This is a genomic window from Amycolatopsis sp. NPDC034160 (assembly GCF_055575355.1).
Window position 1 is genome coordinate 47,159 of sequence record NZ_JBVISU010000019.1, and the last position, 23,592, is coordinate 70,750.

The window sequence follows — 23,592 nt, forward strand, 5'->3', positions numbered from 1 at the left end:
GAAGGGCGGCTCGGTGGTCAGGCGGATGTCAAAGGCGTGTCGGGGACTTGGAAGGGTTTGACCGAGTCGGTGAACGTCATGGCCGACAACCTGACCGATCAGGTGCGGTCCATCGCCGAGGTCACCACCGCGGTGGCGAAAGGCGATCTGTCACAGAAGATCCGCGTCGACGCACGCGGCGAGATCCTGGAACTCAAGGACACGATCAACACGATGGTCGGCCAGTTGTCGTCGTTCGCCGACGAGGTCACGCGCGTGGCCCGCGAGGTCGGCACGGAAGGGCGGCTCGGTGGTCAGGCGGATGTCAAAGGCGTGTCGGGGACTTGGAAGGGTTTGACCGAGTCGGTGAACGTCATGGCCGACAACCTGACCGACCAGGTCCGCTCGATCGCCCAGGTCGCGACCGCGGTCGCCAAAGGGGATCTGTCCCAGAAGATCACCGTCGAGGCCAAAGGCGAGGTCGCGGCGCTCGCGCAGACGATCAACACGATGGTCGACACGCTCTCGGCGTTCGCGGACGAGGTCACCCGCGTCGCCCGCGAAGTCGGCACCGAAGGCATCCTCGGCGGGCAGGCCAGGGTTCCGAACGTCGCCGGCACCTGGAAGGACCTCACCGACAACGTCAACTCGATGGCGAACAACCTCACCGGCCAGGTCCGCAACATCGCCCAGGTCACCACCGCCGTCGCCCAAGGCGACCTCACCCGCAAGATCGACGTGGACGCGCGCGGCGAGATCTTGGAGCTCAAGACGACCATCAACACGATGGTCGACCAGCTCTCCGCGTTCGCCGCGGAAGTCACCCGCGTCGCCCGCGAGGTCGGCAGCGAAGGGCGGCTCGGTGGCCAGGCCGAGGTCGAAGGCGTCTCGGGAACCTGGAAACGGCTGACCGAGAACGTCAACGAACTGGCCGGGAACCTCACCCGCCAGGTGCGGGCGATCGCCGAGGTCACCAGCGCGGTGGCCACCGGCGACCTCACCCGGTCGATCTCCGTCGAGGCCCAGGGCGAGGTCGCGGAACTGAAGGACAACATCAACGCGATGGTCCAGTCGCTGCGCGAGACGACCAGGGCGAACGAGGAACAGGACTGGCTCAACACCAACCTGGCGCGGATTTCCGGCCTGATGCAGGGCCATCGGGACCTGCGGGTGGTCGCCACGCTCATCATGAACGAACTGACCCCGCTGGTCGGCGCGCAGCACGGGACGTTCTTCCTCACCGAATCCGGTGAGAACGGCACCCGGCTGCGGCTGATCACCAGCTACGGGCACGGCGAGGATCCGGACGTGCCCTCGCAGTTCGCCATGGGCCAATCACTGATCGGACAGGCCGCGCACACCAAGAAGCCGATCGTGGTCGACCGGACGCCGCCGGGTTTCGTGAAGATCTCGTCGAGTCTCGGTTCCGCCCCGCCGGTCACCCTGATCGTGCTGCCGATCGTCTTCGAGGACCAGGTGCTCGGCGTCATCGAACTGGCGACGTTCGGCGCATTCACCGCTGTCCGAAAGGATTTCCTCGAACAACTGATGGAGACCATCGGGGTCAACGTCAACACGATCATCGCCAACGCCCGGACCGACTCCCTGCTGGAGGAATCCCAGCGGCTGGCGGAGGAGCTGCAGGCGCGGTCGGAAGAACTCCAGGCACAGCAAGCGAAACTCCAGCGATCCAACGCGGAACTGGAGGAGAAGGCCGAATTGCTGGCGCGGCAGAACCGCGACATCGAGGTGAAGAACTTCGAAATCGAGCAGGCACGACAGGAGATCGAGGAGCGTGCGCAGCAGCTCGCGCTGGCGTCGAAGTACAAGTCCGAGTTCCTGGCGAACATGTCGCACGAACTCCGGACGCCGTTGACCAGCCTGCTCATCCTCGCCGGGGTGCTGTCGCAGAACTCGACCCAGAACCTGACGCCCAAACAGGTCGAGTTCGCGAAGGTGATCCAATCCGCGGGCACCGACCTGCTGCAGTTGATCAACGACATCCTCGACCTTTCGAAGGTCGAGGCAGGCAAGATGGACATCCACCACGAGCCGTTCCCGCTGCGCCAGCTGCTCGACTACGTCGGCACCACGTTCCGCCCCCTGACCGTGGAGAAGGGTCTCGACTTCCAGGTCACCGTCGAGCCCAACGTGCCGGAACTGCTGTTCACCGACGAGCAACGGCTGCGGCAGGTGCTGCGGAACCTGTTGTCGAACGCGGTCAAGTTCACCGAAGACGGCAGCGTCGAGTTGCGGGTGAAACTGGTCGGTCCGATCTCGCCGTCCGACGAGCGCGAGTCCTTGGTGGCGTTCAGCGTGATCGACACCGGGATCGGGATCGCCGAAGAGAACCTCGAATCCATCTTCGGTGCCTTCCAGCAGGCCGACGGCACCACCAGCCGCAAATACGGCGGCACCGGACTCGGCCTGTCGATCAGCCGTGAGGTCGCCTACCTGCTCGGCGGCGAGATCCGGGCGGACAGTGTGCTGGGAACGGGCAGCACCTTCACCCTTTACCTGCCGGTGGCCCGGTTCGCCGCACCCGTGCCCGCGACCGAGTCCACTGTGGACATATCGGGGGCGGCCGGGCGACGCGTCCTGGTCGTGGAAAGTGAGCAGAACAGTCTGCTGACCCTGCTTGCCAGAGGGGTCGCCGCCGATCTCGCGGACAGCCACGGCTCCGTCCAGGTGCGGGCCGTGGGCGACCCGGCCGAAGCGTTCGATGAGCTGAACCGCAACAGCTATCGCTGCGTGGTGCTCGACACCAGCATCCCCGGTACCAGCGCGCTGTCGTTCCTCAAGCGTCTTGTCGAAGGACCGGACGCTGTCGAGATTCCGGTGCTGGCGCACGCGAGCCGCAAGCTCAGTGCCGCACAGGACCGGCTGTTGCAGGGCCACGCGAGGCAGCACCCGGTCGAACTGCTGCCGTCGCTCGACATGCTGCGGGAACGCATCATGCTGCACATCTCGGCCAGCGAACTCGACGGCATCCTCCCGCTGATGCGGCAGCCCGAAGTGACCCCGGTGCCTCCCGAGGCGAAGGCCGCCGACCGGCCCGCGGGACCTCGGCGACTACAGGGGCGCAAGGTCCTCCTCGTCGACGACGACGCCCGCAACGTCTTCGCGATCTCCGGGATGCTCGAACTGCACGGCCTGTCGGTGGTCCACGCGCCCAACGGCCGCAAAGGCATCGAGGAACTGCTGTCCGACGACGACATCGACCTCATCCTGATGGACGTGATGATGCCGGAGATGGACGGCCACGCGACGACGGCCGCGATCCGCGAGATGCCGAAGTTCGCCGACCTGCCGATCATCACGGTGACCGCGAAGGCGATGGAGGGCGACCGCGAGAAGAGCCTCGCCGCCGGGGCGAGCGACTACGTCACCAAACCCGTGAACGCGGCGGAACTGCTGGCCTGCATGGAACGCTGGCTTTCGGACTGAGGTCCCGCGAAGGCTTGTCGTGAGTGTTTTGGGTCGTTAGAACGACCCGAATCACTCACGATCCGCTACTCGGTCCCGTTGGCGCTGTTCGCGCAGAGACGGCGGATGGCGGCGACGATCTCGGTGTTCGGGCTGCCCTTGACGAGGTACTCGGTGACGCCGGCGGAGGCCATCTGGGCGATGGACCGGGTATCGCTGTACGCGGAGAACGCCATCAGCCGCGTGTGGGGGACCCGCCGCCGGATCTCCCTTGCCATCCAAGCGCCGCCTCCGCCGGGGATCCGGACATCGAGGACGGCGACCTCCGGCGCCAGCAGTTCGGCCAGCGCGACGCCTTCACCGGCGGTGAGCGCGACGGCGACCACCTCGATGTCGGGTTCGGTCTCCAGCAGGGCGCGCAGGGCATCGCCGATGACCGGATTGTCGTCCGCGAGGAGCACCCGAAGTCTGAGGGGCTGCGTTCGGTCCATGACCCAGTCCGTGCCCGCGAGGTCTGCGGTGCCGGTGGTGGTCGCGGGCCCGCCGCCGAACTTGGCGTGACTCAGCAAGACAGCCGTCGTTCGCCCTCACGTGGCTGTTCGACCAGTGTCCTGGCGACGTCGTGGATCTTCACGTTGTTGTTGCGGCAGAACGAACGCAGCATCTCGAACGCCGAGTCGATGTCGATCTGGTAACGCTCCGCGAGTATTCCTTTGGCCTGTTCGATCGGCAGCCGGTGGTCCAGCGCGTACTGGAGTTGTTCAGCACGGGCGCGGTAGAAACGAATGTGGTCGCGCATGGCCACGAGCTCGTCTGCCGGGTCTGGTGTGCCGGACGAGTGGGCCGGCGAAAGCGTGGTCTCGGACATGGGGCGATCGTCGCAGCGGTCGGCGGCGCGGGAAAGAAGAGAACGTCCTGACTCGCCTGATGCAAATGAACCTGGTCCGGGGGGCGGCCACTCGAACGGGTGCCGAACAGGGTCCTTTGGCCGGTCGCAGTGACCGGTCGTGCACCGTACGCTCTGAGCGGAGGAAGGATACCGTGGAGGTCGGAATGCTCCGGGTGTTTCTGGTCGACGACCACGAGGTGGTCCGTCGAGGGGTGGCGGACATGCTCGAGGAGGTCGCCGAGCTCCGCGTCGTCGGTCAGGCGGCCACCTTTTCCCAGGCGCTGGCGAGGATTCCGGCGTTGCGGCCCGACGTCGCGGTTCTCGACGTCCGGCTGCCGGACGGCAACGGCGTCGAACTCGCGCGGGAACTGAGGTCCAGGGTCCCCGAGCTGAAATGCCTGATGCTCACGTCCTACACCGACGAGCAGGCGATGCTCGACGCGATCATGGCGGGCGCGAGCGGCTTCGTCATCAAGGACATCCGGGGGATGGACCTGGTCGCCGCGGTCAAGGACGTCGGCCTCGGCCGCTCCTTGCTCGACACGCGCGCCGCCGCGACGCTGATGGCGAAGTTCCGCGACGTCTCGGTGAAGAAGGGCCCGCTCGCCGGGCTTTCCGAACAGGAGCGCACGCTGCTGGAACTGATCGGCGAGGGGCTGACCAACCGCCAGATCGCCGAACGGATGTTCCTCGCCGAGAAGACCGTCAAGAACTACGTCTCCCGGCTGCTGACGAAACTCGGGATGCAGCGGCGTACCCAGGCGGCCGTACTGGCCACGGAGCTGCGTCGTCAGTGAAAGAGTGTTCAGGCGGAAACGAGTGTTTCGAGCAGGACGTCTTCCAGCGAACGGCGCGGCGTCCACGGCAGTGGTGAGCTGTAGCCGAGACGCAACAGCACCTGCGGCCACACGCCGCAGCCGAGAAGCCGCCGGAGTTCGGCGCGTGCCGAACGGACCATGACCGGCGGCGAGATGAACGACGCGGTGAGTCCGGCGCCGGTCGCGGTCAGCAGAACCCGTTGCAGCGCCTGCCCTGCCTGCAGCCGATCGAGTCGCTCGTCGGTCAACGATCCGATCGCCACCACCAGTGGAGGATCCGGCCGGCCGGCGGCACCGGGCGGCCCGAATTCTTCGAGAAGCCAGCTTTCGTCGGCGGGGGAGCCGTCGGTCGCATAGGACGGCACCCCGTCGCGAGTGCCCGCGCTCAATTCGGTCCACCGGCGGAGTTCGGCGAGGAAAGCGGGATCGGCGAGCTGGGCCAGCCGCGCGCGAGCGGTGAGGTCGCGCAGGTGGCCGCATTGTTCGGCGCTCAGGCTCGGCATCCACGCGTGCTCGAGTTCGGTGGCGTGGCGGAGTACGGCGAGCGTGGATCGGGGGAGGGTGGTGGGCAGGAACGGGCGCCGGTTGGTGCGGCGGCGGGGGATCGCGCGGGCGAGCCGGGTGATCTTGGGCTCGGGGGTGCGTTCGGCGAACGGGCGGACGACGGCCAGCAGATCGGGATCGGCGCGGCTCGGCATGAGGGTGGTCGCCGGATGGAAGCCCAATGCGTGAATCGCCGTCCGGAGCGTGAACAAGGCGGCACCACAGGAGAGGATGAGTTCGCGCCCGTCCGGATCCGTGACCGGTAGCATACGGCGTGGATCGGCGTGGAGTTCGATTCCGGTGCCGGTGCACCGGAAGAGCCACGGTTGGGTGTTGTGCGTCGACGGTGCCAACATGGCCGACCGGAGCACGGAATTCACCTGATCGGAGTTCAGACGCCCGACCCTGGTGACTTGTAAGGTCATGGTTTCTCCCGCCGCCGCGCCACGGGCAAGTGGTGTCCCGGTGAGACGGTCCCGCCTGCGGTGCGAGGCCGAAAGAGGAGAAAGTCACCACGGCCGCGAGTCGTCCCGATCTTCGGAGGCGAAGCAGGATGTCGGCTCAGGACCGGCTGGGCGGAACGGACGACCGGGTCACCGGCGCGCTCTCCCAGCTGCGGGTTCGTGAGGTGTTGCGGGATCTCCAGGACCGCATCGAACGGCTCATCGGCACACGCGACAAGATGGACGGCCTGCTCGAAGCGGTACTCGCCGTCGCGTCCGGACTGGAGCTGGACACGACACTGCGCCGGATCGTGCAGGCGGCGATCGACCTCGCCGAGGCCACCTACGGCGCGGTGGGGGTGATCGCGGACGACGGTTCGCTCGCCGAATTCGTCTATCTCGGGATCGACGGCGAGACGAAACAACAGATCGGCCATCTGCCGAAAGGCCACGGGCTGTTGGGCTTCGTCATCGACGAGGCGAAGCCGGTGCGCCTGGCCGACATTTCCCGGCATCCCGCGTCGGTCGGCTTCCCGGCGTGTCATCCGCCGATGCGGTCCTTCCTCGGCGTGCCGATCCGGGTCGGTGACGAGGTGTTCGGAAATCTCTACCTCACCGAGAAACGCGGCGACGGTTTCACCGACGACGACGAGGTGGTCGTCCAGGCGCTCGCCGCCGCGGCCGGGATCGCGATCGAGAACGCCCATCTTTACGAGCAGGCACGGATCCGCCAGCAGTGGCAGGCCGCCACCAGCGAAGTGACCACCGAACTGCTGGGTGGCACCGATCCCGTCGAGGCGCTCAACCTGATCGCCAGCCGGGCACTGGAATTGACCGGCTCCGACCTGACCTTGCTGGCGCTGCCCGATTCCGGCAGGCTCGACGTCAGCCCGGACGGTGAAGACGAGGCCGACGAACTCACCATCGCCGTCTGCTCGGGCGCTCGCTCGGGGGAACTGACCGGGGCTCGGATCAGCGTCGCCGCCTCGTTGCCGGGGGCGGTCTACCGCGATCGGACTCCGCGCAGTGTGCCGGAACTGGTGCTCGGTGACGACGGCGAGGTGCGCCTCGGGCCGACGCTGGTCGTTCCGCTCCGTGCGCGGGAACGCACGTCCGGGGTGCTGATGGCGGTACGGAATCCGGGCGCGGTCCCGTTCGAGCTCGCCCAGCTGCCGGTGGTCGCCTCGTTCGCCGACCAGGCGGCGCTCGCGCTGCAGCTCGCCGCGCAGCAGCGTACGGCGAGGGAACTCGACGTGCTGGCCGACCGGGACCGGATCGCCAGGGATCTGCACGACCACGTGATCCAGCGGCTGTTCGCGGTCGGTCTCGCCATGCAGAGCACGCACCGCCGCGCGCGCACACCGGAATTGCGGCGGCGGATCGGCGAGAGCATCGACCAGATGCACGAGATCGTGCACGAAATCCGGACGGCCATCTTCGATCTCCACGGCGGCGCGGCGGGACAACAAGGTGTCCGGCTGCGGTACCGCCTCTACGACTCGATCACCGAACTGACCGACGACACCGCGATCCATCCGACGATCAGCCTTTCCGGACCGCTCGATTCGATCCCGTTCCCGTTCGCCGAACACGTCGAGGCGGTGGTGCGGGAGACGGTCGGCAACGTCGTCCGCCACGCGCGGGCGAGCGGCGTTTCGGTGAGCGTCGCGGTGAAGGACGACGCCCTGCGGATCGTGGTCACCGACGACGGCGACGGCATCGACGGGGAACCCGGCGGTTTCGGTGGCCTGCGGAATCTGCGTGAGCGCGCGGAACGGGCCGGCGGGACGTTCCGGGTGGAGACGCGCGAAGAGGGCGGCACCCGGGTCGAGTGGTCCGCCCCCTTGCGCTGACGTGCGGCCTAATTCGTCGACTGCACGGCGAGGATCCCGTCGACCTCGATGGAGCGGGAGACCTCGGCGTCGACGTCGGAGGCGACGGTCTCCAGAAGTTCCGCCGTGAGGTCGGAAAGCGCCCGCGCCACCGCCAGGTAGGAGCCGACCTGGGAGATCGAACCGTCTCTCAGTCCGGCGTGCGCCAGCCCGACGCCGACGAACTCACCGCCGTCTTCGAGACGGAGTAGCGCTTCCGCGCGGACCCGGTACGGCCCGGGCTGCAGGGACACCTCAATGGTCCATTTACCGGTGTTGTCGGTCATCATCGGCTCCGTTCCGGTCATCGAGACTCTCACCGCCGCCGTTCGTGGCACAGAGTCCTAAGTCCTCGCTCCCGGGGGGACGGGGGGCGAAAGTCCTCGGAATTCGTGACCGGCGGCCGCTGCGGTCGCCGGGTACCCCGGAGGAGCGTTGGCCAACCCCTCATTCCCCGGAGTCCACGATGAAGATCCCGTTGCCCACCCATGTCGACCAAGCGGTGGCGGCCGCCGTGCGCGCGCCGTCACCGCTCAACACCCAGCCGTGGCGGTTCGTCGTCGACCGGGACCGGATCGAAGTACGGCTCGACCGCGCCAGGGTGCTCCGTATCGCCGACCCGGACGCCCGCGAGGCACGGCTTTCGTGTGGCGCGGCGGTGTTCAACTTGATCATTTCGCTGCGGTCGAACGGGAAGACGCTCTCGCTGCGGCTGCTCCCTTCGCCGGAGGAGCCGGACCTCCTCGCCGACCTCCGGATCGGTGGTGACCGGTTTTCCTCAGCGGAGGAACGGAGGCTGGCGGAGGCCGTTTTTCGCCGTCACACGAACCGCCGTCCGTTCCTGAACAGGCAGGTGCCCGCCGAGGCCTGGTCGACGTTGCGGGCGGCCGCGCTGGTGGAAGGGGGCTGCTGGAACTGTTCGGCCGGGGTGACCGGGCGAACGCCGTCGCGCGCGTCCTGCACCGCGCCGAAGCCGCGCAGGCGCGCAACGGAGCCTTCCAAGCGGAGATCGCGTTGTGGACCCGGGGGACGGCGAACGCTCCGGACGGTGTCCCGGCGTCCGCCCAACCGCCGTCGCCGCACACGATCCCCGCGCAAGAGCCGTTCTCCGTCACCGAACCGGCGGGCGGCGAGCCGGTGCTGGGCGCCGTGTTGACCGCGGAGGGCGGGCCGGCCGCGGACCTCCGGGCGGGAATGGTGCTGCAACGGGTGCTGCTGACCGCGACGGCGGCCGGGCTCGCGGCGTCGTTCGTCGGCAGGCCGTTCGAGACGAGGGAAACGCGGTTCGCGATGGACCGGATCTTCGCCGACCTCGGCCGTCCACACGCGGTGCTGCGCCTCGGCCACGGCCGTCCGGTGCCGATGACGGCACGTCGTCCGGTCGAGGCGGTGATGGTGCGGTCCGGGGCGATGCTCTGAAAGGCTGTCCGGCCGGCCTTTCCACGCGCCGAGCTGGCGCTGCACGACGCGTGGAGCTACAAGGCCCGCTGGCGGATCGGTTGAGTTGTACTTCCGTGCCGGTACCGGCCGTTCGGGGGGCTGCCCGGCCGGTACCGACACACCAGAGAAGAGGGACCCCCGCCGCGAGAATGACGGCTGGCCGCGTCTTTCACCTGACCGAGTGAATTAGGCGGTTTGGTGGGCGCCGTTGCCCTGTTCGGGATAGGGGGCTCACCCGAGGAAGGCCTGCAGCTCGTCGATGATCGTCTGAGGCTGTTCCTCGGCGACGAAGTGGCCGGAAGCGGCGACCCGCCGCACCCGGACGTCCGCCGCCTTGGACGGCAGGACCGCGGCGAGGTAGTCGTAGTTGAATTCCGAGCCAAGCCCCAGCGTCGGCACGGTGATCTTCCCGTAGGCCTTCTGGTCCTCGATGTCCTGGCCGAACGCCTGGTACCAGCCGTTGCCTGCCCGGATGGCGTCCGGGCGGTCGTACGCCGCGGCGTAGATCGCGCGGTCGCGGTCGCCGATCGAGGCGGGATCGGCCAGCAGGTGGTCGAACATCCAGTCGACGAGGAAACGCGCGCGGCCGGTCACGAGCTGTTCGGGCAGGGTGGCGACCTGGTTGAAGGCGAACCACCAGACGTGCACCGGCTGTCCGGGCGGAGCCAGCAACGGGATCTGGTACAGGCTTTCGTCCGGATGCGAGACGTCCATGAGCGTGAGCGATTTCGTCGCTTCCGGATGGTTGGCGGCGAAGCTGAACGCGACCATGGCGCCGATGTCGTGCCCGGCGATATGCGCCTGCCGGTAGCCCAGCGCGCGGACGAGTTCGTGGATGTCGCGGGCCATCGTCTTCTTGTCGTACCCGCCTTGCGGCTTGCCCGACCCGCCCATACCGCGCAGGTCGACGGCGATCACGCGATACCGCTTCGCCAGCGTGGGCATGATCCTGTGGTACTGCCACCAGGTCTCCGGCCAGCCGGGCAGCAAAATCAGCGGCTCACCCCGGCCGCCCGCGACGTAATGCAGCCGTACGCCGTTGACCTGGGCGAACGCACTGCGGAAACCGCCGGGCAGGGAGCGGGCGAGTTCCGCGTCCGCCGGTACGGACGGTTGTCCGGCCGCGGCGGTACCGGTCGAGGCCACCAGCGCGGCCGCGGCCCCCGCGCCGAGGGTGAGCATGGAACGGCGGCTGAGGAAGGAGCGGCTGTCTTCGGTCATGCCTTGATCCTGGGCCCGGCGGGAGCCTGACCGTGAGCGGTGTTTTCGCCAACCGAAGTCGTTTTTCGGACAGGCCGATCTTCAGGACAGCACGGGCTCGAGGACAGCGGGGCGGGGCCCGAACGTCTCCCGGTACGCCATCGGGGTGACCCCGACCTGCCGCCGGAAATGCGGCCGGAGCGCCGCCGACGAGGAGAACCCGCAGTACCGGGCGATCTCGTCGACCGGGAGATCGGTGGATTCCAGCAGCTGCTGGGCGCGGATGACCCGCTGATGGGTGAGCCAGGTACCGGGCGCGGTGCCGGTGATCTCACGGAACCGACGGTCGTAGTTGCGCCTGCTCATATGTGCCCGGCCGGCCAGTTCGTCGACCGGCAGGGCGGTGTCCAGCCGGGTGAGCGCCCAGGCCATCGACTCCGAGACCGGGTCGCCTTCGTCGAGTTCGGGCATCGGCGATTCGATGTACTGCGCCTGCCCACCGGGCCGGTGCGGCGGGACGACCATGCCCTTCGCGAGCCGGTTCGCCGCTTCCGCGCCGCACCACGACCGGATCAGATGCAGGCCCAGGTCCATCCCGGCGGCGCCCCCGCCGGCGGTCAGGATGTCGCCGTCGTCGATGTAGAGCACCGACTCGTCGAGCCGGACCGCCGGGAAACGGGCCGCGAGCAGCGGCGCCATCGCCCAGTGCGTGGTCGCCGGACGGCCGTCCAGCAGCCCGGCGGCGGCCAGCACGAAGGCGCCACTGCACAATCCGGCCACCCGGCCACCGCGGTCGTGTGCCGTCCGGAGGGCCTCCAGTGCCGCTTCCGGCGGATTCTCCATCGGCGACCGCCAGTTCGGGACGAGCACCAGATCCGCGGTCCGGACCGCGTCGAGGTCCTCGGGGACCGGGACGGTCAGGCCGCCGCCCCGCAGCGCGGTGTCCGGTTCGCCACCGACGACCCTGATCTCCAGGCCGGGCAGTTCCCCGAAGGCCGAGGCCATCTCGAACACCCCGAACGCGAACGACATCGCGCCGAGCGACGCCCCGTTGAAGACCACCACGGCCAGCCGTCTCATGGCACAGCAGTGTAGAGGTCCCGGAGGCGGGTTTGGACTGTCCGAAGGGGACGGTAGATTCGCCGCACAGATCCTCGGGGGAAGGAAGCTTCGATGTCGTATCCACAGGGCCCTCAGGGACCACACGGCCAGCAGTGGGGGCCTCCGCAACAGCCCGGCTACCCGCAGCAGCAACCCGGTTACCCGCCGCCCGGGTACGGCGGGCCGCAGTTCGCCGGGCAGCAGCCGCCGCCGAAGAAGGGCAACGGCCTGATGATCGGGCTCATCGCCGGTGGTGGCGCGCTCGTGGTGGTGGTCGTCTTCGTGATCCTCGCGTTCGTGGCCCCCGGATTCCTGCTCAGCGACAGCAAGTCCGCGTCTTCGTCGAGCGGCGGCGAAACCCCGCTCAGTCTCGACTGGGGACCGGTCCTGGCGGGCAAGTTCATGCTCGCGGTGTACGGAGACGAAGCCGACAAGGCCGCTGAATCGGCCTGTGCGGATTCCAAGGAAAAGGTCCGTGCCGCGGCGAAGGCTCTGGGAGACAAGAACGCGTCGCTCACCGCGAAGGACCCGCGAGCGGTCGGTCCTGACCTGATCTCGGTGACGATGTCCGGAACCCTGAACTACGAAACGAACTTCACCGGGATGATGGAGGTTCGCCGGGTGGGTGAAGGCCAGTACTGCATCTCTTCGGTCTCGCTTCCGCCGGCGGGCTGAGCTAGGGAAGCATGCCGAGTCGCCGCGCGTGCGTGACTGCCTGCGGCCGCGAGTGCGCGTCGAGTTTCCGCATCGCGTCCCGCAGGTAGCTCTTGACCGTCTCGGCGGGCAGGCCGAGCCGGTGTGCGATCTCGCCGTTGGTGAGGCCGAGCGCGACGAGCGCGACGGCGTCGTCGCCGACGCCGGACTGGCCGAGGAACTGAAGGCGCTGGTGAAGACGCGGTTCGCGGCGCACGCCTATCCGCGTGAAGTGCACTTCGTGGACGAGCTGCCCAAGACGCCCAGTGGGAACCCGAATCGCCACTCACGACCAACCCAGCCCATCCCATACCGGCAGCCTCAAGCCCGGAAGTCCGTGAACGGCCTCCGTCCGTACCTTGAGAGTCAGGGTCCCGGCAAAGTCGGGGTAAGACCAACCTGATTCTGTACGCCGACCGAGCTTCGGTGTCCACAAAGGACAGAATGATGTCCGCTTGATGCTTATCATGTCTGGTTCTGCGTGGGGTCGTGAGTGCTAATGAGGGTTAGAACGACCCAAATCACTCACGACCCCCTCGCGAAACCGCGCAATCTACCCAAATCGGGCGCTTTTGTCTCGAAAAGTGTCCCTTGTGGACAGTCAAGGGTCGGGATGAGCCTCTTGTGCGAGCCCGCTGTCCAGTCCACAAAGGACGTTACTGGTCGATCGGCCAGGTCTCGTCCCGGAGTAGCCGCTTGAGCACCTTCCCGGTCGCGTTCCGGGGAAGTTCCTCGACGAAGTACACGTCGCGGGGCACCGCGAAACGCGCGAGGCGCCGGTGAATGTAGGCACGGACGTCCTCGGCGTTCATCCGGGCACCGCGCTTCGGAACGATGTACGCAGCGAACCGCTGCCCGAACTCGCGATCCGGCACGCCGATCACGGCCGCTTCGTGGACACCGGGGAGCGCGACGATGGCCTCCTCGACCGGACGAGGGGACACGTTCTCCCCGCCGGACACGATCATCTCGTCGGCGCGGCCGGTGACGAAAAGGCGTCCGGCGGCGTCCTGGTAGCCGACGTCACCGGTCGCCATCAGTTCTTCGGCACGCGGGACGGTGGCGCCGTCGGTGTAGCCCTCGAACAGCATGTCGTTGCCGACGAAGATCTGCCCCTCCCAGCCCGGCGGGACGCGATTGTGGTCGTCGTCGAGGATGGCGACCCGGGTGCCGGGCGGGCAACGGCCCGCGGTGGTCGGCGCCGCGCGGAGGTCTTCGGGCGTGGCGATACTGGCCCAGGAAACCTCTGTGGAGCCGTAGAAGTTGTAGAGCACGTCGCCGAAGGTGTCCATGAACTCGGTGACGATCGTTCCCGGCAGCGCGGATCCGCTGCTGGCGACGATGCGCAGTGACGACAGGTCGTACCGGGCGCGGATCCGTTCGGGGAGGTCGAGGATGCGCTGCAGCATGATCGGGACGGCGAACAGCACGCCGCACCGGTGTTCGGCGATCGTCCTCAGTATCTCCTCGGCGTCGAACCGGCGGACCAGCGACAGCGACGCGCGCACCGCCATCCCGATCTGCATCCCGGCGAGGCCCCAGCTGTGAAACAGCGGCGCGGCCACCACGAAGCGATCGCCGCTGTGGAGCGGGATGCGGTCCAGCATGGCGGCCGAGGTCGCGAGTCCTTTCGGCGTCGGGCGGCGGGCGCCTTTGGGGGTGCCCGTGGTGCCCGAGGTGAGCACGACGAGCCTGCCGACCCGGTCCGCCGGTTTGAGTTTGGTGGCGGGCACCCCGGCGATCAGCTGGTCGATCGTCGGGTAGCCGTTCTCGGTTTCCGGCCAGGTGGACAGCCTCAGGAAATCGCCGGGGATGTCGGCGATGATCCGCGAAAACTCGTCGTCGGCGAGTACCGCGACCGGTTCGTGCAGGCCGATGACGTTCGCGACCGCGCTGGCGGAAAGCCCGGTGTTGAGCAGGATGACGTCCACGCCGAGTTTGCTGCACGCGATCAGCGACTCGACCATCGCGGCGTGGTTGCGGCACAACAGGGCGATCCGGTCACGGGAGCGGATTCCGCGCAGTGCCAGCGCGTTCGCGATCTGGTTGCTGCGGTCCGCCGCCTGCTTGAACGTCCGGACATGGCGTTCGTCGCGCAGCGCCACCTCGTCCGGCACGCGGGCGGCGTTGGCCGTGTATCCACCCGCGACGGTCGCGCCCCACTGCGACAGCGAGGTCAGCTGCCGGGCGATCTTGTCCGGCCGCGCGGCCGCGAGCACGCCGGCCTTGATCAGCGTGCTCGCCGTGTGCAGCGTGGTGGCCTTGGTATGCGCGGGTTCCTCTTGCGGCGGCGCGGCCCGGCCCGAAAGGTGCAGTTCGATCCGCCGGGACACCGCGCGGACACTGCGTTTGAACGACGCGGCGGACACGAGATGTGAATGCCGCGCGGGAAGCATCAACTGCGCGACGAGTTCCGTACCGCCGTCGGGAGCCTGGCTCAGTTCGACCGAGACCCAGTTGCCGTCGTCCTCGACCCCGCACCAGACGACGTGCTCACCGGGGCGCCAAACCCTGGCCTCGATGTCACCGACGACGAGGTTGCCCGGCCGCGGCTCCAGGCGAATGAGGCATTTCGGACCACGCCCGCGTTCGGCGGGCTGCCGGATCTCGCACCAGCTGATCTCCGCGACGAACCTCGAGTAGGACTCGGGATCGCCGATCACTTCCCAAACCTGACCGGGAGAGTGCCCGATGATCGAGCTCGCCTGGACCACATCGTCTCGCATGCGATTCGCCTCACCACGCGCGTTCGGGTGTTGACCGGGCAGCTGCCGGCGCCTCCTCCGTTGTTCAAGTTCGGCGAACCTACCAGCAATCGGCCGAACGCAATACTCCGAACGACCCCGGGTCCGCGCCCGCCCAAGGGAACCTTCACCGAAAGGGTAGGCGCTTCCGGCCCGGCGGGCTGCCTGCCGACAGGGTCGATCGCGACGTCCGATTCACGCCAGCCTTCATCGTTCGGCGCGGCGAAGCTGACGAACGTGACAGTTACTACGTCGGCGGCCGAGACCGCGCACACCCGTATCGAGCCAGGAATCCTCTACTTCGGCACCCCGGTGGTGCTCCTCTCCACGTCGAACGAGACCGGGGCGCCGAACCTGGCTCCGATGTCGTCGGCGTTCTGGCTCGGCTGGCGGGGCATGCTCGGCTTGGGCGCGAAATCCAAGACGGCGCAAAATCTCATGCGCAGTCGTGAATGTGTTCTGAATCTCCCTTCGGACGATCTGGCGGCCGCCGTCGACAAGCTGGCCCTGACCACCGGATCGGATCCGGTCCCGGCCCGCAAATACGAACGCGGCTACCGGTACGAAGCCGACAAGTTCGGTCGGGCCGGGCTCACGCCGGTCGACTCGGAGACCGTCCGGCCGCCACGGGTGGCGGAATGCCCGGTGACGATGGAGGCCGTCGTCGAGGCCGTCCACCCGCTCGCCGAGGACGACGAGGCGCAGCGCGGCGGCGTGCTCGTGTTCGAGGTCCGCGTGCAGCGCGTCCACGTCCACGACGACATCCGCATGCCGGGCACCGACGACCGGATCGACCCAGACCGGTGGCGGCCGCTGATCATGAGCTTCCAAAAGCTCTACGGCCTCGGCCCGCAGGTTCATCCGTCGGCACTGGCGAAGATTCCGGAGCGGCTCTACCGGGGACCCGACATCGAGCGGTCGCGGGTTCAGCCGTCGTGGGAGAACGAGAACCGGTTCACCAACGGCAACCAGCGCTGATAGGACGCGGCCTGTTCCGGCCACGACTCGCCGGTCAGGCCACGTTCGAGTTTCGGCCGCAGTTCGTGGTCGTTCAGCGACGACACGATCTCGAGCGCGCTGTCGTCGGGATCCGTCCCGTCGAGCGAGGCGAAGAACCCGGCGACCGCCTCCGGATGTCCGACGAGTACCGAAAGCAGCACCAGCACCGCGCGGAACGGTGCTTCGCGGCTACCGCCGTCGAGGAACTCGGCCAGTTCTTCGCCGGCGAGGCGCGCCCGCAACAACCGGTACAGGTTCAGTAGCCGTTTCGCGGCCCGCGGTGACCGGACGAGCGGGGCCAGTGTGGCCAGGAAGTCCAGTTCGGCGGCCGAAATCACCAGACGAGGAGGTCGAAGGTCTATTGTGGACTGTTCGGACGACGGTCCGGTTGTTTCCTCACGACGGGGAACCGGCACGACCGCGGCCGGAGCGGGAGCCTCGGTGGGCTGATCCGGTCCGGTGGGAGCGGCCGCCGGTGTGGCGTCCTGACCCTCGGTGGCGGCGAGCCCGCGCACGAGCCCCGCGAACCCTGGGTCATCCATGGGGGACAACGTGAACGGCACCTGGAAGATCTTCTCCAGGTAATTCTCGGCGAAGGTCTCCGGATCGTCGCCGAGCATCTCCTCGTAGTGCTGCTCGACGGCCTTCTTCAGCCAGCGGGAGTCGACACCCACCACGACGACGAAAACCGGCAGCGCCAGCAGGAGGTGGATGGCTTCGAGCACCTGGACGACGACCTTGGGCGGGCAGCGGTCGAGGTCGTCGATGTAGAGCACGGTCCGTTCGATCTTCCCCGAACCGTGCGGTACCTCGGCGAGCATGGTCGCGAACGTCTCGAGATCCTTGCGCAGCAACGAGACCACGCCCAGGTGTTCGACGTAGTCCGAGACCCGGGACTCGGCGAACGACACGAGATCCAGCCCGGGCGCGAGTTCGGTGACCGCCTTTTCGAGCCGGTCGGATTCAGCGTCCAGTTCGGCGAGGCGCCGCTCGGTCTCGGTGTCTTCTTCTGACGGACCACCGAGATCGTCGAGCGCCTGGTGGATCCGGCCGGCGCTGGCGCGCATCCGCAGGACGACGGTCAAAGCGGAACTCACCACGGTGAGCCCGCCGAGTACGCCCGACACCTGCGACTGGCCCAGGAGAAGCGTGACGACCAGTACGGTCACCAGTCCACCGATCAGGACCAGCAACGGAACCGGATCCTGCCGCAGCCGTCGCCAGAATTCGGCGACGTCCGAGCGCAGCCCGCCGGATTCCTGTGCGAGGCGTTCGAGGTCCTCGGCGGTCGGCCGCTCGACGCCGAGCCGGGAGGCGATCCAGGCCTTGTCCGCGTCGGTGAGGCTGTCGAAGACCGCGCGGACGTACTCGCGTGGCTTCCTTCGTCGCCGCTTCGCCTGTTTCTGTTGGGCTGTCAGGGTGCGGCGTTCGAGGCGGACAGCGCTGAGCCTGCCGAGGAGGGTCTTCTCCGTTTTGCGGCGTTCCGCGAGCGCGTCGGCTTGGCGCTGGAGGTCGTTCTCGGCGCCACTCGCGGCGAGGTTGTCGAAGATATGGGTGGCGAGACTGGCGAGAAGGTTCGCTTCGCTGTAGTGCCAGGCGTTGAAGCTGATCTGGCGGACGCTCGAACAGTAGGACGACACGGTCTTGCCGTGCGCTCCGGCCGCGATTTCGGCCTCCTGGGCGGAATCGGCGAGTTCGCGGACGCGCAGTTGCATCTGGCGCATGAAGAAGCTCTTGCCCGAACCCCAACTGCCGAACAGGCCGATCGACAGGGGAGGGGTGATCATCCGCGAGACAACGAGATCGGCGAGCATCCGCACGTCGGGACCGATGCCGAGGCGGTCGACGCCGTCGTCGGTGTCGGGGCGGTAGTCGGCGACGTGAGCGGAGAAAGGGTCGGGGCCCACCGCCACACTCGAGTCATCATTCTTCCCACGTGCCTTGGCGAGTTGACCGACGGTCCGTGTCGGCGGGCCGACGTACATCTGCTCGGCGGCGGCACGCTCCGCGTCGGATAACTCCGGAAGGATGTGGTGGACTGAGGGACGAAGGCGATTGAGACCGAGGCGCACATCCCGGTTCTCGTAGTTTCTAGCCCCGATCAATCCGAGCACGCGCCGGGCGGGGTTCTTCGCAAGCCAGTTGGCAACGGAATCGGCGTCGCGGACGATAACCCGCGGCAGCTTGCTGTCGAGCCAGATCACCGCCGGGGCGTCGCCCTGGTCGAACACGAGATCGTCGATCTCCGGCTCGATGACCAGTTCCCTTCCGGCGTGTACCGCGAGCAGGGCTTCGAAGGCTGTTCGACGGGCCCCCGAGTTGCTCTCGAACACGATGAGCGTGAACTGGTCGGCCGAAAGCGTGGCCTTGACGTCTTTATCGATGTCGCGAGGCAGGTAGACACCGAGTTTCGAATCCAGTGGGTTGCTCTTCAGCAGAATCGACGGATCGACGTCGCGCACCAGCACCATCCGTGGTCCCCTCCCAAGGCCGAACGGAAGGGCAGTCTAGAGGGCGGCCGCTCAGCTCTGCGTGAAACTCCGCCTCCTCTCGGTCACCTCTCGTTACGGTGACCTCATGGCCGGGGAGAAGCTCGACGGGAGATACGCGAAGATCTGGGCGGCGAGTACGACTTCCGCGCTGGGCAGCGGTCTCGCGACGGTGGCGGCGCCGCTGCTGATCGCTTCCCGTACCGACGACCCCCTCGTGGTCTCGGGCGGATTCGCGGTGGCATGGCTGCCCTGGCTGCTTTTCGCACTGCCGGGTGGCGTGCTGGTCGACAGGGTCGACAGGCGGAAGCTGATGATCACCCTCGACTGGATCCGTGTGCCCGCCGTCGCGTTGCTGGCGGTCGCGATCACGACAGGGAACGTCAGTGTCGCCTTGGTCTACGCCGTCCTCTTCGTGATCAACGCGGGGGAGGTCGTGTTCCGGACGGCGAGCGGCGCGATGCTGCCCGCGATCGTCCCGAAGCCGTTGCTGGAGCGGGCGAACGGGCGGCTGTACGCCGGGACGACGCTGGCCCACGGCATGCTTTCCGGGCCGTTGAGCGGACTGCTGTTCGGTGTCGCGGCGAGTATCCCGTTCTTCGTCAACGCCGCGACTTACGCGGTCAGCGCGCTCCTGCTCGGGCTGATCGCGGGCGCCTACCGGTCACGGCCTGAGGACGGCCCAGGTGAGCCGGTGAAGCGGCGCTCGATCCGGTCCGAGGCGGCCGAAGGGTTCCGCTGGCTCGCGGGCCAGCGCCTGCTGCGGACCATGGTCGGGCTGATCGGCCTGCTCAACCTGACCCTCGTCGCGGCGACGTCGGTACTGGTCTTGCTCGCGAGGGAGCGCCTCCAGCTGGGGGCCGTCGGCTACGGCCTGCTCTTCACCTGCATCGCGGTGGGCGGCCTGCTCGGTTCGATCACGGGCGACCGGCTGATCGCCTGGTGCACACCGACCTGGACGTTGCGGATCGGCCTGCTGATCGAGGCCGGGACCCATCTGGTGCTGGCGACGAGCACGAGCGCGGCGGTGGTCGGCGTCACGCTGTTCCTGTTCGGGGTGCACGGCGCGCTGTGGGGCATCGTCGGCAGCTCCCTGCGCCAGCGGCTGACCCCACCGGAAATGCTCGGCCGGGTCGGCAGCACCAGCCTGTTCATCGTCGCGGGCGGTAACTGTGTCGGGGCCTTGCTCGGTGGCGCGGTGGCCTCCAGATTCGGGCTGACGACGCCGTACTGGGCCGGTTTCGTGGTGGCGGTACTCGTTTCCGCGGTCACCTGGCGGGTGTTCGACCGCGCCGTCGTTTCGGCGGCCTACGCGGAGGAACCCGCCGTCAGCCGTTGATGCGGGTGAGGGCGAAGAACTCCTGGCGCGATCGGGCGTCTTCGCGGAGCGTGCCCAGCAGGGTCGAGGTGACGGTGCTCGATCCGGTGGCCTGGACACCACGCAGGGTCATGCACGAGTGCTCGGCCTCGATCACCACACCGACACCGCGCGGGTCGAGTTGCTCGTCGAGCCAGTCGGCGACCTGTTTCGTGAGCCGCTCCTGAACCTGCGGGCGGCAGGCGAAGTGCTCGACGATCCTGGCCAGCTTGGACAGGCCGAGGATCCGCTCGCCCGGCAGGTAACCGACGTGCGCGACGCCGACGAACGGCAGCAGGTGGTGTTCGCAGACCGACCGGACGGGGATGCCCCTGGCGAGGACGAGTTCGTCGTAGCCCTCGTCGTTGGGGAAGGTCGTGAGGTCGAAGGAGCGCGGGGTGAACAGCTCGGCGTACGCGCGCGCCATCCGGCCGGGGGTGCCGCGGAGGCTCTCGGAGTCGAGCGAAATGCCCAGTGCGGTGAGGAGATCGGCGGCCGCGGCTTCGGCGGCCTCCAGGTCCGGTCCCGGCCCGGGTTCGTGCACGACACGCAAGGCGGGAGTGGACATGAGGCCTCCTAGGCTGTACCGCGAACCTCGTGCTATTCGACTAAAATCCTTTGGCGTTTTAGCGCCTGCTGATTCACCCTACATGGTAGATCCCTGGTCCAGGATGTTCCGCCCGTCGAGATGGGCGATATCATGGTGTACGTGACAGTGTCCGACCCGGACGGCCTCGACGCCACCGCCATCGCCGCGGTGGCGGCACTCGACGACGACCTGCGCCGCGGCATGTACGCCTTCACCCGGCGCGCGCGGCGTCCGGTGACGCGGGACGAGGCGGCGGCCGCGGTCGGGATCTCCCGCAAACTCGCCGCGTTCCACCTCGACAAACTCGTGGCCGCCGGGCTGCTCCGGTTCGGCTTCGCGGCGGGCTCGGTGACCAAGGTGGGCCGCAAGCCCAAGGTCTACGAACCCGTCGACGAAGCCGTCCAGGTGCAGCTTCCCGCGAGGCGGCACGAGATCCTGGCCGGAATCCTCGCCGAGGCCGTGCTCGCCGAGGGATCCGGTGAAACAGCGCGGGACGCCGTGCTGCGGGTCGCGGGAGAGCGAGGCGTCGCTTTGGGTGAGGAGGAACGTGCGCTGACCCGGCCGGGCAGGCTCGGCGTGGAACGCGCGCTCACCGTGGCCGAAGGAATGCTTCGCCGCTTCGGGTTCGAGCCGAGCCGGGACACCCAGACCTGTGTGCGGCTGCGGAACTGCCCGTTCCATCCGCTGGCCGCCGAGGCGCCCGAGCTGGTCTGCGCGCTCAACCAGGCCTTCCTCGCCGGTTTCCTGACCGGCGTGCGCGCCGGGAACGTGGAGGCCGTCCTCGCTCCCGGCGCGGCCGAGTGCTGTGTGGAGCTGCGGCAGGCCCGGTGAGACCTCAGGCGGCGCCGGCGATCTGCCGGGTCGCGACGTTCAGCCGGTTCCAGGTGTTGATCGCGGCGATGGAGAGGACCAGGCTCGAGAGCTGCTTCTCGTCGTAGTGGCGAGTAGCCTCGTTCCACACCTCGTCGTCGACCGGATCGGCCTGGTCCGCGATCCGGGTGAGGGCCTCGGCCAGCGCGAGCGCCGCGCGTTCGGCGCCGGTGAAGTAGGCCGTGTCCCGCCACGCCGCCACGGTGAAGATCCGCTCGTCGGACTCGCCGGCCTTGCGCAGTTCCTTGGTGTGCATCTCCAGGCAGCCGCTGCAGCCGTTGATCTGGCTGGCGCGAACGTGCATGAGGTAGTGCGTGGTGTTCGGGACACCGGTGTCCCCGCTCGACTCCGCCAGTGCGATCAGGGCCTTCAGCGTGGCGGGGTTCGCCATCGCGGGGTTGGGAATCCGGGATTCCATGCTGTTCTCCTTCGAGGTTTCCGTCTTGCTTTCACCGCACTGACGGATCCCGCCAAAAGAATGTGACCGGGTGCTACCAACGCACGACTTCACCGTGCAGGTCGAGGAACTGAGCCCCCGCGCCGTGAAGGCCTCCTTGCCTACCCTGAGGGTAGTGAGAGGGCCCTTCACCACCCCCGCCGAGGTGATCACCGGTGACGCTGGGGCAAACCGTGACGCCAAGTCCCGGGCACGTGGACCGGCTGCTCGCGTTTAGCCTGTTGAACGCGCTCAAGCCTGCCATCTTTGCCTTACGTCTCAACAGTTCGGCGCGCGCTGAGCCCGCCGCGCCAGCATGACCTCGGCGCGTTCCCCGATCAGCTTCATCCGTGCGAGCCGTTCGGCGTCGTCGTTGTGCGCGGCCGATCTGGTGACCTGCCCGGCCCACTTCCGGTAGTACATGCCGCAGGTGGCCACGAAGTACCCGACGGAAGAGGCGTTCGCCGCCAGGACCAGCCCGGTGTCCTCCGACGCGGGCAGCGCCATCCAGCCGCCCAGCTCCAGCAGCAGTTCGCGGCGGATGCACAACGTCCCGGCGACCACCGGTGACAGGTAGTCGTTGCGCTGCCAGTACCGCAGGATCGCGCCGGGTTCGATCGGCCCTTCCTTCGGATCGCTGTCGACACCCGCCGTGGTCCCGTCCGGGAAGAGGTCGAGGACCCGGCAGGTGGTCCAGTCGATCGCGGGGTCCTCGAGCGCCGCGATGTCCCGCGCGAGTCCTCCCGGCGCCAGCACGTCGTCCGCGTCGAGTGCCTTGATCAACTTCCCGGAAGCCCGGGACAGCGCCAACATCCTCGCGACCCCGGGCCCGCCTCGCCGACCCGAACCGGTCAGTACCCGCTCGTCGGCGGGGAGGACGTCGTCGAGCAGACCGGTATCGCCGTCTTCCTGCACCAGCCATTCCCAGGTCCAGCCCGGCGGGAGTTCCTGCGCGGCCAGGGATGCGTAGGCCTCGGTCAGATACGGCAGGCTCGGCGGGTGGACCGGGGTGATGACGCTGATGACGGGCACGAGGGGAAGTTACCTGTCTCGATCTGCGTCAGCCCGGCTTGCCCGCGGTGATCAACAAGTGCTCTTCGGGTGGGGTCCCCGGTTCGTCCGCGGTGAAGATCTCCGAATGCGTCCCGGTGATTTCCAGCCCGGCTGCTTCCACTCGTCGTGCGAGGTCTTCCGGCGCGAAACTGGTCGCGTGGAAGGTGCGGCCGAAGAACTCCACCGGCACGTCCTCGATGTCGCGGGGGACGGTGATCAGCGCGAAAAGACCACCCGGTACCAGCCAGCGGGCGATGTCGGCGAGGACGGCTTCGGTGTCCTTGCGTGGCATCTGCAGGAACGGGAAGAACGCGCAGACCGCCTCCCAAGACTCGGCCGGTGAGGTCCACTCGCGCACATCGGCGTGGACGAAGGTGGCGGCCGGGACCTGCTCGCGGGCCAGTTCGATCATCACCGACGAGACGTCGAGCCCGGTCACCCGATGTCCGGCGGCAGTGAGATCCTCGGCGACCGGACGGCCGGTCCCACTGCCGATGTCGAGCACCCTCGACGCCGGTGGCAGCGCGTCGAGTAGCTGCCGCACCGCCTTGTCGACCACCGGCGGACGGCCGAAGGCGTCCTCGTAGGCGGAACCGATGGCGTCGAACAATTCCGCCGCTGTAGCCGGACGATCCATTTCGCAGCTCCCCAA

At 68.1% G+C, this 23,592-nt stretch carries 23 protein-coding genes; 10 read left to right on the plus strand and 13 right to left on the minus strand.

What is annotated here, in order from left to right; all coding sequences use genetic code 11:
• Positions 1-3,426 (plus strand): HAMP domain-containing protein (locus ACZ54P_RS30570; RefSeq protein ID WP_465465051.1); only part of this gene is annotated, 3,426 nt, incomplete at its 5' end.
• Between the two features lie 65 nt (positions 3,427-3,491).
• On the opposite strand, the gene ACZ54P_RS30575 is transcribed toward ACZ54P_RS30570, so the two are convergent.
• Together ACZ54P_RS30575 and ACZ54P_RS30580 are read right to left on the minus strand one after the other, a co-directional pair.
• Positions 3,492-3,866 carry a response regulator gene (locus tag ACZ54P_RS30575; RefSeq protein ID WP_465465140.1) on the minus strand — a complete coding sequence of 125 codons (375 nt, stop codon included), beginning with the start codon at positions 3,864-3,866 and terminating at the stop codon, positions 3,492-3,494.
• Positions 3,867-3,967: 101 nt separating this feature from the next.
• Positions 3,968-4,273, minus strand: coding sequence for an ANTAR domain-containing protein (locus ACZ54P_RS30580; RefSeq protein WP_465465052.1), 306 nt, complete (start codon positions 4,271-4,273; stop codon positions 3,968-3,970).
• A gap of 185 nt (positions 4,274-4,458) precedes the next feature.
• Between ACZ54P_RS30580 and ACZ54P_RS30585 the strand changes: the two genes are divergently transcribed.
• Positions 4,459-5,091: a response regulator gene (locus ACZ54P_RS30585; RefSeq protein ID WP_465465053.1), complete on the plus strand. Its 633-nt coding sequence runs from the start codon at positions 4,459-4,461 to the stop codon at positions 5,089-5,091.
• A gap of 8 nt (positions 5,092-5,099) precedes the next feature.
• Here the strand turns inward: ACZ54P_RS30585 and ACZ54P_RS30590 are convergent, their stop codons facing one another.
• Complete coding sequence (locus ACZ54P_RS30590; RefSeq protein ID WP_465465054.1) at positions 5,100-6,080, minus strand: Acg family FMN-binding oxidoreductase; 981 nt, start codon at positions 6,078-6,080, stop codon at positions 5,100-5,102.
• A 128-nt stretch (positions 6,081-6,208) separates the two neighbouring features.
• Between ACZ54P_RS30590 and ACZ54P_RS30595 the strand changes: the two genes are divergently transcribed.
• On the plus strand, positions 6,209-7,951 hold the full coding sequence (locus ACZ54P_RS30595; RefSeq protein WP_465465055.1) for a GAF domain-containing sensor histidine kinase: 1,743 nt from the start codon (positions 6,209-6,211) through the stop codon (positions 7,949-7,951).
• Positions 7,952-7,959: 8 nt separating this feature from the next.
• Here the strand turns inward: ACZ54P_RS30595 and ACZ54P_RS30600 are convergent, their stop codons facing one another.
• Entirely contained in the window at positions 7,960-8,277 is a 318-nt protein-coding gene (locus tag ACZ54P_RS30600) for a dsRBD fold-containing protein (protein ID WP_465465056.1), read from the minus strand.
• 158 nt (positions 8,278-8,435) lie between these two features.
• On the opposite strand from ACZ54P_RS30600, the gene ACZ54P_RS30605 reads away from it, so the two are divergent.
• The gene (locus ACZ54P_RS30605; RefSeq protein ID WP_465465057.1) at positions 8,436-9,125 is read left to right on the plus strand and encodes a hypothetical protein; all 690 of its coding nucleotides are present in this window, start codon (positions 8,436-8,438) and stop codon (positions 9,123-9,125) included.
• Entirely contained in the window at positions 9,119-9,388 is a 270-nt protein-coding gene (locus tag ACZ54P_RS30610) for a hypothetical protein (protein ID WP_465465058.1), read from the plus strand. The genes ACZ54P_RS30605 and ACZ54P_RS30610 overlap by 7 nt, the downstream gene beginning before the upstream one ends.
• Before the next feature lie 252 nt (positions 9,389-9,640).
• Here the strand turns inward: ACZ54P_RS30610 and ACZ54P_RS30615 are convergent, their stop codons facing one another.
• Positions 9,641-10,630, minus strand: coding sequence for an alpha/beta fold hydrolase (locus ACZ54P_RS30615; RefSeq protein WP_465465059.1), 990 nt, complete (start codon positions 10,628-10,630; stop codon positions 9,641-9,643).
• A gap of 81 nt (positions 10,631-10,711) precedes the next feature.
• Complete coding sequence (locus ACZ54P_RS30620) at positions 10,712-11,689, minus strand: GlxA family transcriptional regulator (protein ID WP_465465060.1); 978 nt, start codon at positions 11,687-11,689, stop codon at positions 10,712-10,714.
• A 93-nt stretch (positions 11,690-11,782) separates the two neighbouring features.
• Here ACZ54P_RS30620 and ACZ54P_RS30625 point away from each other — a divergent pair, with 93 nt between their 5' ends.
• The gene (locus tag ACZ54P_RS30625) at positions 11,783-12,385 is read left to right on the plus strand and encodes a hypothetical protein (protein ID WP_465465061.1); all 603 of its coding nucleotides are present in this window, start codon (positions 11,783-11,785) and stop codon (positions 12,383-12,385) included.
• A 1-nt stretch (position 12,386) separates the two neighbouring features.
• Here the strand turns inward: ACZ54P_RS30625 and ACZ54P_RS30630 are convergent, their stop codons facing one another.
• Positions 12,387-12,620 (minus strand): response regulator transcription factor, encoded by a 234-nt coding sequence (locus tag ACZ54P_RS30630; RefSeq protein WP_465465062.1) that lies wholly within the window; start codon positions 12,618-12,620, stop codon positions 12,387-12,389.
• Here ACZ54P_RS30630 and ACZ54P_RS30635 point away from each other — a divergent pair.
• Complete coding sequence (locus ACZ54P_RS30635) at positions 12,597-12,806, plus strand: hypothetical protein (protein ID WP_465465063.1); 210 nt, start codon at positions 12,597-12,599, stop codon at positions 12,804-12,806. The two genes, ACZ54P_RS30630 and ACZ54P_RS30635, sit on opposite strands and share 24 nt — an antisense overlap.
• A gap of 253 nt (positions 12,807-13,059) precedes the next feature.
• On the opposite strand, the gene ACZ54P_RS30640 is transcribed toward ACZ54P_RS30635, so the two are convergent.
• Entirely contained in the window at positions 13,060-15,129 is a 2,070-nt protein-coding gene (locus tag ACZ54P_RS30640) for an AMP-binding protein (protein WP_465465064.1), read from the minus strand.
• A gap of 255 nt (positions 15,130-15,384) precedes the next feature.
• Between ACZ54P_RS30640 and ACZ54P_RS30645 the strand changes: the two genes are divergently transcribed.
• The gene (locus ACZ54P_RS30645; protein ID WP_465465065.1) at positions 15,385-16,125 is read left to right on the plus strand and encodes a flavin reductase family protein; all 741 of its coding nucleotides are present in this window, start codon (positions 15,385-15,387) and stop codon (positions 16,123-16,125) included.
• Here the strand turns inward: ACZ54P_RS30645 and ACZ54P_RS30650 are convergent.
• Positions 16,074-18,617 (minus strand): P-loop NTPase fold protein, encoded by a 2,544-nt coding sequence (locus ACZ54P_RS30650; RefSeq protein ID WP_465465066.1) that lies wholly within the window; start codon positions 18,615-18,617, stop codon positions 16,074-16,076. The two genes, ACZ54P_RS30645 and ACZ54P_RS30650, sit on opposite strands and share 52 nt — an antisense overlap.
• A gap of 106 nt (positions 18,618-18,723) precedes the next feature.
• Between ACZ54P_RS30650 and ACZ54P_RS30655 the strand changes: the two genes are divergently transcribed.
• Positions 18,724-19,974 (plus strand): MFS transporter, encoded by a 1,251-nt coding sequence (locus tag ACZ54P_RS30655; RefSeq protein WP_465465067.1) that lies wholly within the window; start codon positions 18,724-18,726, stop codon positions 19,972-19,974.
• On the opposite strand, the gene folE is transcribed toward ACZ54P_RS30655, so the two are convergent.
• Positions 19,964-20,560, minus strand: a complete 597-nt coding sequence (gene folE / locus ACZ54P_RS30660; RefSeq protein ID WP_465465068.1) for a GTP cyclohydrolase I FolE — start codon at positions 20,558-20,560, stop codon at positions 19,964-19,966. The two genes, ACZ54P_RS30655 and folE, sit on opposite strands and share 11 nt — an antisense overlap.
• Positions 20,561-20,692: 132 nt before the next feature.
• Here folE and ACZ54P_RS30665 point away from each other — a divergent pair, with 132 nt between their 5' ends.
• Entirely contained in the window at positions 20,693-21,412 is a 720-nt protein-coding gene (locus ACZ54P_RS30665; protein ID WP_465465069.1) for a helix-turn-helix transcriptional regulator, read from the plus strand.
• Positions 21,413-21,416: 4 nt separating this feature from the next.
• Here ACZ54P_RS30665 and ACZ54P_RS30670 read toward each other — a convergent pair whose 3' ends face one another.
• From ACZ54P_RS30670 to ACZ54P_RS30680, 3 genes are all read right to left on the minus strand, one after another.
• Positions 21,417-21,869, minus strand: coding sequence for a carboxymuconolactone decarboxylase family protein (locus tag ACZ54P_RS30670; protein ID WP_465465070.1), 453 nt, complete (start codon positions 21,867-21,869; stop codon positions 21,417-21,419).
• A 297-nt stretch (positions 21,870-22,166) separates the two neighbouring features.
• On the minus strand, positions 22,167-22,919 hold the full coding sequence (locus ACZ54P_RS30675; RefSeq protein ID WP_465465071.1) for a glycosyltransferase family 2 protein: 753 nt from the start codon (positions 22,917-22,919) through the stop codon (positions 22,167-22,169).
• Between the two features lie 28 nt (positions 22,920-22,947).
• Entirely contained in the window at positions 22,948-23,577 is a 630-nt protein-coding gene (locus ACZ54P_RS30680) for a class I SAM-dependent DNA methyltransferase (RefSeq protein ID WP_465465072.1), read from the minus strand.
• Between the last annotated feature and the right edge of the window lie 15 nt (positions 23,578-23,592).

What these genes read in the sequence shown, in the direction of transcription:
- ACZ54P_RS30600 (WP_465465056.1), bottom strand. Translation starts at nt 8,277, where the DNA reads ATGACCGGAACGGAGCCGATGATGACCGACAACACCGGTAAATGGACC.
- ACZ54P_RS30640 (WP_465465064.1), bottom strand. Translation starts at nt 15,129, where the DNA reads ATGCGAGACGATGTGGTCCAGGCGAGCTCGATCATCGGGCACTCTCCC.
- ACZ54P_RS30590 (WP_465465054.1), bottom strand. Translation starts at nt 6,080, where the DNA reads ATGACCTTACAAGTCACCAGGGTCGGGCGTCTGAACTCCGATCAGGTG.
- ACZ54P_RS30680 (WP_465465072.1), bottom strand. Translation starts at nt 23,577, where the DNA reads ATGGATCGTCCGGCTACAGCGGCGGAATTGTTCGACGCCATCGGTTCC.
- ACZ54P_RS30665 (WP_465465069.1), top strand. Translation starts at nt 20,693, where the DNA reads ATGGTGTACGTGACAGTGTCCGACCCGGACGGCCTCGACGCCACCGCC.
- ACZ54P_RS30615 (WP_465465059.1), bottom strand. Translation starts at nt 10,630, where the DNA reads ATGACCGAAGACAGCCGCTCCTTCCTCAGCCGCCGTTCCATGCTCACC.
- ACZ54P_RS30620 (WP_465465060.1), bottom strand. Translation starts at nt 11,689, where the DNA reads ATGAGACGGCTGGCCGTGGTGGTCTTCAACGGGGCGTCGCTCGGCGCG.
- ACZ54P_RS30595 (WP_465465055.1), top strand. Translation starts at nt 6,209, where the DNA reads ATGTCGGCTCAGGACCGGCTGGGCGGAACGGACGACCGGGTCACCGGC.
- folE (WP_465465068.1), bottom strand. Translation starts at nt 20,560, where the DNA reads ATGTCCACTCCCGCCTTGCGTGTCGTGCACGAACCCGGGCCGGGACCG.
- ACZ54P_RS30605 (WP_465465057.1), top strand. Translation starts at nt 8,436, where the DNA reads ATGAAGATCCCGTTGCCCACCCATGTCGACCAAGCGGTGGCGGCCGCC.
- ACZ54P_RS30655 (WP_465465067.1), top strand. Translation starts at nt 18,724, where the DNA reads ATGGCCGGGGAGAAGCTCGACGGGAGATACGCGAAGATCTGGGCGGCG.
- ACZ54P_RS30580 (WP_465465052.1), bottom strand. Translation starts at nt 4,273, where the DNA reads ATGTCCGAGACCACGCTTTCGCCGGCCCACTCGTCCGGCACACCAGAC.
- ACZ54P_RS30585 (WP_465465053.1), top strand. Translation starts at nt 4,459, where the DNA reads ATGCTCCGGGTGTTTCTGGTCGACGACCACGAGGTGGTCCGTCGAGGG.
- ACZ54P_RS30670 (WP_465465070.1), bottom strand. Translation starts at nt 21,869, where the DNA reads ATGGAATCCCGGATTCCCAACCCCGCGATGGCGAACCCCGCCACGCTG.
- ACZ54P_RS30650 (WP_465465066.1), bottom strand. Translation starts at nt 18,617, where the DNA reads ATGGTGCTGGTGCGCGACGTCGATCCGTCGATTCTGCTGAAGAGCAAC.
- ACZ54P_RS30625 (WP_465465061.1), top strand. Translation starts at nt 11,783, where the DNA reads ATGTCGTATCCACAGGGCCCTCAGGGACCACACGGCCAGCAGTGGGGG.